Source organism: Flavobacterium sp., from assembly GCF_046296355.1.
Classification (GTDB): domain Bacteria; phylum Bacteroidota; class Bacteroidia; order Flavobacteriales; family Flavobacteriaceae; genus Flavobacterium.
Window position 1 is genome coordinate 66,497 of record NZ_JBKBLM010000009.1, and the last position, 9,414, is coordinate 75,910.

Annotated in this window: 8 protein-coding genes; 7 read left to right on the forward strand and 1 reads right to left on the reverse strand. The window is 37.0% G+C overall.

All coding sequences use genetic code 11. The features are described from left to right. Positions 1-10: 10 nt before the first annotated feature. Together ACK4HO_RS06005 and ACK4HO_RS06010 are read left to right on the forward strand one after the other, a co-directional pair. Positions 11-2,077 carry a putative porin gene (locus ACK4HO_RS06005; protein WP_409663969.1) on the forward strand — a complete coding sequence of 689 codons (2,067 nt, stop codon included), beginning with the start codon at positions 11-13 and terminating at the stop codon, positions 2,075-2,077. A 210-nt stretch (positions 2,078-2,287) separates the two neighbouring features. Further along, positions 2,288-3,649: a pyridoxal-phosphate dependent enzyme gene (locus tag ACK4HO_RS06010; protein WP_409663972.1), complete on the forward strand. Its 1,362-nt coding sequence runs from the start codon at positions 2,288-2,290 to the stop codon at positions 3,647-3,649. Between the two features lie 69 nt (positions 3,650-3,718). Here ACK4HO_RS06010 and ACK4HO_RS06015 read toward each other — a convergent pair whose 3' ends face one another. Continuing rightward, a complete protein-coding gene (locus ACK4HO_RS06015; RefSeq protein ID WP_409663975.1) occupies positions 3,719-5,368 on the reverse strand; it encodes a GLPGLI family protein in 1,650 nt (549 codons plus the stop codon). Positions 5,369-5,425: 57 nt separating this feature from the next. Here ACK4HO_RS06015 and ACK4HO_RS06020 point away from each other — a divergent pair, with 57 nt between their 5' ends. The 5 genes from ACK4HO_RS06020 to rpsU all read left to right on the forward strand — a co-directional run. Beyond that, positions 5,426-6,694: a DUF2851 family protein gene (locus ACK4HO_RS06020; protein WP_409663978.1), complete on the forward strand. Its 1,269-nt coding sequence runs from the start codon at positions 5,426-5,428 to the stop codon at positions 6,692-6,694. Between the two features lie 3 nt (positions 6,695-6,697). Then, the gene (locus tag ACK4HO_RS06025; protein ID WP_176305771.1) at positions 6,698-6,925 is read left to right on the forward strand and encodes a PspC domain-containing protein; all 228 of its coding nucleotides are present in this window, start codon (positions 6,698-6,700) and stop codon (positions 6,923-6,925) included. Between the two features lie 3 nt (positions 6,926-6,928). Further along, the gene (locus tag ACK4HO_RS06030; RefSeq protein WP_409663982.1) at positions 6,929-7,810 is read left to right on the forward strand and encodes a helix-hairpin-helix domain-containing protein; all 882 of its coding nucleotides are present in this window, start codon (positions 6,929-6,931) and stop codon (positions 7,808-7,810) included. A 31-nt stretch (positions 7,811-7,841) separates the two neighbouring features. Next, positions 7,842-9,011, forward strand: coding sequence for an acyl-CoA dehydrogenase family protein (locus ACK4HO_RS06035; RefSeq protein WP_409663985.1), 1,170 nt, complete (start codon positions 7,842-7,844; stop codon positions 9,009-9,011). A 281-nt stretch (positions 9,012-9,292) separates the two neighbouring features. Further along, a partial coding sequence (gene rpsU, locus ACK4HO_RS06040; protein ID WP_374539954.1) for a 30S ribosomal protein S21 occupies positions 9,293-9,414 on the forward strand: 122 nt, incomplete at its 3' end.

The following is a 9,414-nucleotide window of genomic DNA, read 5'->3' on the forward strand; positions in this document are numbered from 1 at the left end:
TTACACTTGTATGTATAAATTAAACCATCCTGCACAACAGGATGGTTTTTTTATGATTTTATTACAAATTGTTTTGTGTATTTTTGTCCCGAAAATCATTCAGATGAGATATCTTTTATTTATACTTTTTTTACTTTCAATACAATCCGTTTCTTCACAAGAAAGAAGAAGCGAAAAGGTGACTAAACTCGAAAAAAAATTTACACCCGGTCAAAGAAATGATACTAGGACTGATTCGGTAGATTCTAAAACAGCCAAGAAAGCGCCACATGACTATTACAGAATCATAACGCTTCAAAAAGACACAACCTATGTAGACACCTCATTAACCATCAAAAAGGAATACGAATACAACTATCTTAGAAAAGATATTTTTGGATTGTTGCCCTTTGCCAATGAAGGACAAACCTACACGGTGCTTGATTATGGGTATAAGAAATTTTCGTCTTTCCCAGAAATAGGTTTCTCGGGAAAACATTTCAATTACATGAAACCGAATGATATAAAATATTATTCCGTAGCCACACCGATTACCGAATTGTACTTCAAAACCGTAATGGAACAAGGACAATCAGTTGATGCATTAATTGCAGTCAACACTTCCGAACGATTCAACATGTCGGTTGCTTTCAAAGGATTGCGCTCACTTGGAAAATACATCAACCAATTGTCAAGCACCGGAAACTTCCGATTTACCTCAAGCTATAATACCCTCAATAAAAGATATTATCTGAATTTTCACTTCACCGGGCAAGATTTTCTCAATGGGGAAAATGGCGGAATTACAACCCTAGAAGATTTTGAAGGCGAAGACGCCGCTTTCCAAAACAGAGCCCGACTGGAAGTCTACCTCAGAGATGCCAAAACTTTCATGAAAGCCAAACGATTTTTCTTTGACCATAATTTCAGAATCAATCCCAAAGCCGGAAATAACAATCTCTTTTTGGCGCACCAATTCAATTACGAAAACAAATTCTTTGAATACAACCAAAAAACAGTAATTTCTACCGTAGGCGAAAACGAAGAACAAGTTTACCGTTTCGGAGACGCATTTGTTTCTTCCGGAGTCAACGACAAAACCCGCTACAACCGAATGTACAACAAAGTAGGCGCGGTTTATGAAAATTCTCTACTCGGAAAATTCCAATTCTTCGCCGAAGACTTCCGATACAATTATTATTACAACCGCATTTTAATTTTGCCTTCAGGCGCGGTACCAAGTTCTATTAATGACGAAATTAACACCGTCGGTGGCCAATATGAATACCGCAAAAACAAATGGAACGGAACTTTTCTATACTCAAATTCCATCTCCAATCAGTCGCTCTCTAATTTTGATGCCAAACTGACCTACAAACTCAACGATAAAAACGAGTTTCTGTTCCAATACCAAATGTTGAACAAAATTCCAGACCACACCTTCAATCTGTACCAAAGCAGTTTTGTAGCCTACAATTGGTACAACAATTTCAATAACGAAAAAATAAATAATCTCCAAGCCACTGCCAAAACGCAATGGCTCGAGGCGACTTTACAAGTGAGTTCGCTCAACGATTATCTCTATTTCAGCGACGATTCAACCGATGCAAGACAACAATTGATTTCTCCAAAACAATACAACAAAACCATCAATTACTTGTCAGTAAAAGTCAGCCGCGAATTCAAATGGTGGAAATTGGCACTCGATAATACCATTTTGTACCAACAAATCGACCAAGAAGACGATATTCTCAACGTGCCGCAAATCGTAACCCGAAACACCTTGTATTATACGGATTACTTCTTCAAAAAAGCCCTATTCCTCCAAACCGGTTTCACACTTAACTATTTCACAAAATACTACGCCAACGATTACAATCCGGTGACCGCTGAAGCTTTTGTGCAAAATACCCGAGAAATTGGCGAATTCCCAATGGTCGATTTCTTTGTCAACGCCAGAATCCGCCAAACCCGAATTTTCTTCAAGTTAGAACATTTTAATTCCAAAATGACCGGCAATACGTTCTATAACGCACCCAATTATCCGTACCGAGACTTCATGATTCGATTCGGATTAGTATGGAATTTTTTCCAATAATTTTTTGGGCGTGAAAACGCGCTGTCCACTATATCTTTTGCCTCGTTTTGCAAACAAGACAAAAGGATGCCGTTCCCATCCCGCACTCAAACGTTTTCGAATTAACGTTCCCCAAACTTGCAAACCTTCTTTTTATCAATATCTTTGTAACCTAAATTAAAAGCTCAGCTACTCAGTAACTCAGTAACTCAGCCACTCAGCCACTTTAAAATGAAATACGCAGAAAACATATTAGGCACTATTGGTAACACACCACTAGTAAAACTAAATAAAGTCATAGAAGGAATCGACGCTTTGGTTTTGGCCAAAGTAGAAACCTTTAATCCGGGCAATTCTACTAAAGACAGAATGGCACTAAAAATGGTCGAAGACGCCGAAGCAGATGGTCGATTAAAACCGGGAGGAACCATCATCGAAGGAACTTCTGGCAATACCGGAATGGGATTAGCCTTAGCCGCCATCGTAAAAGGATACAAATGTATTTTTGTCATCACCGACAAACAATCCAAAGAAAAAATGGATATACTTAGAGCTGTTGGAGCAAAAGTAATAGTATGTCCAACTGATGTAGAACCAACCGATCCGCGTTCATATTACTCGGTTTCAAAAAGATTGAGCACCGAAATTCCAAATTCTTGGTACGTAAACCAATACGATAATCCAAGCAACGCTTTAGCCCATTACCAACAAACCGGACCCGAAATTTGGGAACAAACGGATGGAAAAGTAACCCATTTTGTGGTTGGAGTAGGAACAGGCGGAACGATTTCAGGCATCGGAAAATATTTAAAAGAAAAAAATCCAAACATCAAAGTTTGGGGTATTGACACTTACGGTTCTGTATTCAAAAAATACCACGAAACCGGAATCTTTGACGAGAACGAAATCTATTCTTATATCACAGAAGGAATCGGAGAGGACATTTTACCGCAAAATGTTGATTTCTCCGTAATAGATGGTTTTACCAAAGTAACCGATAAAGATGCTGCCGTTTATACCAGAAAAATAGCTTTAGAAGAAGGAATTTTTGTGGGGAATTCAGCTGGCGCTTGTGTCAAAGGATTACATCAGTTAAAAGAACATTTCTCCAAAGACGATGTGGTAGTGGTTTTATTCCACGACAGCGGAAGCCGTTACGTAGGGAAAATGTTCAACGACGATTGGATGCGTGAAAGAGGTTTCCTAGACGAAGACATCACCAAAGCGGAAGACGTGATCAAAGACCACAAAGACAAACCATTGGTAATAGTGAGAACAGAAGAATTAGTATCACACGCCATCGAACGTTTAAAAAAATACAATATTTCTCAAATCCCGGTAATCGATACCTCTGGATTCGTAGGAAGCATAGACGAAACCGATTTGTTCAGAAGCTACATAGAAGACAAAAACATAGCTGAAAAACCAATTCGTGAAATCATGGGTAAACCTTATCCAATTGTAAATGCCAACGCACCGATCGAAGAAATTTCCAAACTAATCAACAAAGACAATCAAGCTGTGTTGGTAGATTTAGGCAATGGAAAACATCATATTATTACTAAACACGATATTATCAGTTCGATAAAATAAGGCAAAAGTAAAAAGGGATAAGGGATTAGGAAGTTCTTATCCCTTTTCTCTTATCCCTTTTCCCTTAAATTATTCCCCAATCAAAACCCCCGAAATATTCCAAGCGCTAAAACTACCACCTTCCGGCAAACCTTGCGGGATTTTAATTTGTATCGTATGTGTTCCGGCTGCTAAATCGCCTAAGTCAATAAAAATAGGATTGGTCACTGTTCCCGGACACCAATTGGAACGACTGTAATCAGAAGAAGATAATCCATTCGGGAAATTCCCCGACGCCGGATTTGACAAACGATACGAACCACAATCTTGTCGCCAAGGCGTAAAACTGAAAGTTTCTTTTCCGTTTAAGAAAATCGAATTCTTTTTAGGTACAAATTCATCGCCGTTTTCCCAACCACCATGACCTGTTGTAATATAACGCAGTTTGCAATTTTTCATAGGTTTGTCTAATGTAAAAGTAACTTCCAAACCTTTGTCATTGTTGAACATCGTTCCATATTCCTGACCGGCCATTTCCATGATGTTATTGGTACAAAACAAAGGCACAATTTGTGTTGGTTTAACTTTACTTTCTTCTTCAGTGTGAATGGTAATATTCGCCGAAACTTTATGACCGCCTTTGTCATAGTTGCCAATGTTAATACCGAGCCAAACTTCTTTGCCACTCAACAAACTTCTCAAATCTGAAACGTCTTGACGGTACAACACGTTTTCAGCCCAAGTTTTATTTTTCAACTCTAAATAATTGTATTGTTTGACTCCAAAAGGCGTAAAGAAACGCATCAATTCCAACACAGGATTATAGTTTTCAGTGGTTACAACGCCTTGGTATTCTTTACCGTTGCCATTGGTGTAAATTGGTAATGTTTTGGCGCCATTTTGTAAGCCATTCAAAAACGACAGTTCTTTATCCGTCGGAATCATAAAAAAAGAACCGGTTCGGTCATAAGCATCACCGTTAGATTGCTCAGTTATATCGACAAAAATTTGGCTTCCAACTTTGATCTCAGGAAATTTTACTTTTCGCACCGCTATCGTTCCATTCGCAAAGCGTAAAATAGAATCATTCGACTTCGAAGCATCGGAAAAGTTGATGATTTGGTCTTTGAAAATATTGATTGTGGTGAAACGGCTTTTCCATAGTAAATCTTTATAAGTCAGGACGTCAACCAGTTTTTTAGCAGATTCAATTACAGGAAAAGATTTTACTTTTTCTACTTTAGTTGCCGCAATCACAAAGTTACCGTTGCGGACCATTTCGAGAACTAGTCCTAAATTTTGTCCCAAAACCGTTGGTGAACCTTTAACATTCAATTCGTCAGTATACCAAAATTCTATAGTGTTGGAGTTGACAATTGTTTTGGCTTTTTTACAATGGTAGCCTAAGATTTTCTTACTATCATTTAAGTATTCAAAAGTTTGCTTCGCCAATGAAATGCTGTCTTTCATCGCAATGACTTCCGATTGGTTTAAGGTCGCCGTTTGATAAAAAGAATTGCTTTTTCTGTCGATATTGGTTTGTTCAAAAGGAAAGGTTGCTTTTTGATTGGAAATATTTTCGTTACTCAGCAAACTCTGATTGGCATTGGTGAAAACCCAAATCGCATCTTGGTTTTCCAACAAACCTCCATTGGAACTTTTTAGGTAAGTGATTTTATAGTTTTGAGCAAATCCATTGCCCGAGATTATCAATAAAAGAGCAAAAAGTAAATTTTTCATTACAAAATATTTTTATTATAAAAGTAATTTTCTTACTTTAGTTAAAAATTTAGAATCGTGAAAGAAGATTTTCTTCATTATGTATGGCAATATAAGAAGTTTGACTTTTCCAACCTAACAACGGTTACTGGAGAAATGCTTACCATTGTCAACACCGGTCAATATTTGAAGCAATCCGGACCAGATTTTTTTAATGCGCAAATTATTATTGGTAACCAAAAATGGGCAGGCAATGTCGAAATTCATTTGAAGTCTTCAGATTGGTATTTGCACCAACATGAAAACGATAATCATTACAACAATGTGATTCTGCATGTGGTTTGGGAACACGACACGCCGATTTTCAGAAAAGACAACACGGAGATTTCCACTTTAGAACTTAAAACTTATGTTGCTAATGGTATTTTGAATCACTATTTATCATTGGCTATGCCAAAGTCTTGGATTTATTGCGAAAACCAAATTGAATCGATCGAGAAGTTTGTTTTCAAAAATTGGCAAGAGCGATTGTTTTTTGAACGCTTGGAACGAAAATCCATTCCGATAGAAGAGCTTTTGCAAGAAACAGATAACGATTGGGAAGCCGTTCTGTTTTATATGCTAGCTAAAAATTTCGGGCTCAATACCAATGGCGAAATCTTTTTAAAAATGGCGAAGTCGATTCCGTTTTCCATCATTCGAAAAGAGAGTTTTGAAGTCGAGAATTTGGAAGCGCTACTATTCGGAAAAGTTGATTTATTGCCTATGGATGCTGAGGACTTTTACGGCAAAGATTTGCAAAATCGTTCCACCTATATTTCACAGAAGCATCGGTTAAAAAAAACTTTTATCGAGCCGGTGCAGTTTTTTAAACACCGACCGGATAATTTTCCGACGATTCGTTTGGCGCAATTGGCGATGTTGTACCACAAACAGCAAAATTTGTTTTCCAAAATAGTGAGCACACATTCGCTGTTCGATTTTTATAAACTGTTTGAAGTTGGCGTTTCTCCCTATTGGGAAAATCATTACCAGTTTGAGAAAGAAAGCCCGAGAAAGAAAAAGCAATTCTCTAAATCGTTTATCGATTTGTTGGTGATTAATACCATTGTGCCGTTTCAATTTGCTTACGCCAAAAGTCAAGGCAAAGAAATTTCAGAATCGCTTTTACATTTGATGGAAACTATAGCGCCCGAAAAGAACATTATCATTGAAAAGTTTGCTAATTTTGGAGTAAAATCAAAGAATGCTTTTGAAACACAATCGCTACTGCAATTGAAAAACAACTTTTGCAATCACAGCAAATGTTTGCAATGTGCTATTGGAATCCAACTTTTAAAAAACTAGCAAATGTCACCCGTAATTCAACTAAAATATTTCTTCGAAAAACACGGTTTTCACGTTTCGTCTCGTTTGGCAGATAAGCTGGGAATGCGGGCTTCGAATGTGCGGTTGTTTTTTATTTACATCACTTTTGTCACAGCCGGATTATGGTTTGGCGTGTATCTTACTTTAGCGTTTTGGCTTAAATTGAAAGATTTAATTCGAGGTAAAAGAACTTCTGTATTTGATTTGTAATTTATGACGAACGATAATTCCATCTTGTCATCGATTTTAAGTTATTCGAAAAGTCAACGAATCGGAATTATTTTGCTTTTTATTATTATAGTTCTTTGCCAAAGTTTTTATCTTTTTAATGATTTCAAAAAAATTGAGGACTCAAGTAAAGAGAAAGCCAAATGGTTGGCCAATCAAAGTTTGATTGACAGTATCAAACGTCAAGACAAAAATTACAAACCCACGATTTATCCTTTCAACCCTAATTTCATCAACGATTTTAAAGGTTACAAACTCGGAATGTCTGTAGCAGAAATCGACCGATTATTGGCTTATCGCAAACAAAATAAGTTTGTCAATTCGGCCGCAGAGTTTCAAAATGTAACCAAAGTTTCTGATTCTTTGCTCAAAGTCATTGCGCCTTATTTCAAATTTCCGGATTGGGTGAAGAACAAAAAGGAGTACAGTTCGACTTATCCCAAAAAAGAATTTTACAAAGCTGAAAAAATCACGGTTCTCGATATCAACGAGGCCACGAAAGAAGATTTGATGAAAGTCTACGGAATTGGAGATAAAATTTCAGATCGGATTTTGGAACAAAAAAACAAGTTGGGCGCTTTTGCCTCAATGGAACAAATGCAAGATATTTGGGGTTTATCACCCGAAGTGATAGAAAATTTGAATAAGTTTTTTGTCGTAAAATCAGCGACGAATATTAAAAGAATTAGCATTAACAATGCCTCGGTCAAGGAGTTGGCTCAATTCCCATTTTTTAGATATACTCTAGCCAAAGAAATAGTGATTTATAGAAGCATGAACGGCGATATAAAAATTGAGGATTTAACAAAAATTAAAGGTTTTCCTGTTGATAAAGTAAAAATAATTGCCTTATATTTGGAATTCTAAAAAAATAGCTTAAAAAAGTAGCCTTATTTATATGAATTCAACATATTTTACAGAAGAACACGAATTGTTTAGGAAGAGTTTGCAAGATTTTTTGCAAAAAGAAGTAGTGCCACATATTGAAAAATGGGAAAAAACGGGTACTATTGAGCGCTTTATTTGGAAAAAGTTTGGCGATATGGGCTTTTTTGGATTGGCTTATCCTGAGGCTTACGGCGGATTGAATTTAGATTTATTTTATACCGTAATATTTTTAGAAGAACTTCAAAAAATAAAGTCTTCCGGTTTTGCGGCTGCTATGTGGGCGCATGCCTATTTAGCCATGACACATTTAAATGCCGAAGGAGATGAAAGAATAAAACAAGATTACTTGGCGCCAAGTATAGCCGGTGATAAAATTGGTGCTTTGTGTTTGACCGAACCTTTTGGCGGAAGCGATGTTGCAGGAATGCGAACAACAGCTGTGAAAAAAGGAGATAAATATGTTATCAATGGCTCAAAAACCTTTATAACCAATGGTGTTTATGCTGACTATTATGTAGTGGCGGCAAAGACAAGTCCGGAGCTGGGAAATAAAGGAATCAGTATATTTTTGATGGATACCAATTTAAAAGGAATTTCTTCCACAAAGTTGGATAAGTTAGGATGGAGAGCTTCTGATACCGCCGAGATTTCCTTTGATAATGTTGAAATTCCGGCAGATAATTTAATGGGAGAAGAAGGAAAAGGCTTTCCTTACATCATGCAACATTTTGCCTTGGAGAGATTAATCATGGCTATCAATGCCCATGCAAGAGCTGAATATGCAATTGAATATACTATTGAGTACATGTCCCAAAGAGAAGCTTTCGGAAAAACTATAAATAAGTTTCAAGCTTTGCGCCATACCATGGTAGATCATGTTACCGAAGTAGAGCATTGCAAGTTATTTAATTATGCTGCTGTAGCTAGGCTAAATCAAGGAGAATATGTGGTAAAAGAAGCCACTATGGCCAAACTAAAATCTACTAAAGTAGCCGATGAAGCCATTTACAGTTGTCTGCAAATGCTTGGTGGTTATGGCTACATGGAAGAATATCCATTGGCGCGTTTGTTAAGAGACAGCCGTTTAGGGCCAATAGGTGGTGGAACTTCAGAAATCCTTAGAGAGATTTTGTCTAAGATGATTATTGACAAACAAAGCTATCAGCCTGCGGTGAAGTAATAGAGGCATAAGAGATAATGGAAAAGGGATAAGTTGTTTAGGTTGCTTATCCTTTTTCCCTTTTAACTTGTCACTTTCTCTTGCGTAAGGGATGGAAGTGGAAATCCTTTTGCGAAGTAAAAGATTGTAACGGACAGCCCGACGGTGGCTTTATTGAAGGTTTTTAATAAAGGAAGTTGTTGTAGCCACCGGCACGCCAAAAAATAATTCGTAATTCATAATTCAAAATACAAAAATTATATTACTTTTGCACCCACTAAATGAGAGGAGGTGTCTAAATTATGTTGATTATACCAATTAAAGACGGAGAAAACATTGATAGAGCATTAAAGCGCTACAAGAGAAAATTCGATAAAACCGGAACTGTAAGACAACTTAGAGCGCGTCAAGCGTTTACTAAGCC

Bases quoted from the DNA above. Each gene is read 5' to 3' on its own strand.
- ACK4HO_RS06005 (WP_409663969.1), top strand. From the start codon at position 11: ATGTATAAATTAAACCATCCTGCACAACAGGATGGTTTTTTTATGATT.
- ACK4HO_RS06010 (WP_409663972.1), top strand. From the start codon at position 2,288: ATGAAATACGCAGAAAACATATTAGGCACTATTGGTAACACACCACTA.
- ACK4HO_RS06015 (WP_409663975.1), bottom strand. From the start codon at position 5,368: ATGAAAAATTTACTTTTTGCTCTTTTATTGATAATCTCGGGCAATGGA.
- ACK4HO_RS06025 (WP_176305771.1), top strand. From the start codon at position 6,698: ATGTCACCCGTAATTCAACTAAAATATTTCTTCGAAAAACACGGTTTT.
- ACK4HO_RS06030 (WP_409663982.1), top strand. From the start codon at position 6,929: ATGACGAACGATAATTCCATCTTGTCATCGATTTTAAGTTATTCGAAA.
- ACK4HO_RS06035 (WP_409663985.1), top strand. From the start codon at position 7,842: ATGAATTCAACATATTTTACAGAAGAACACGAATTGTTTAGGAAGAGT.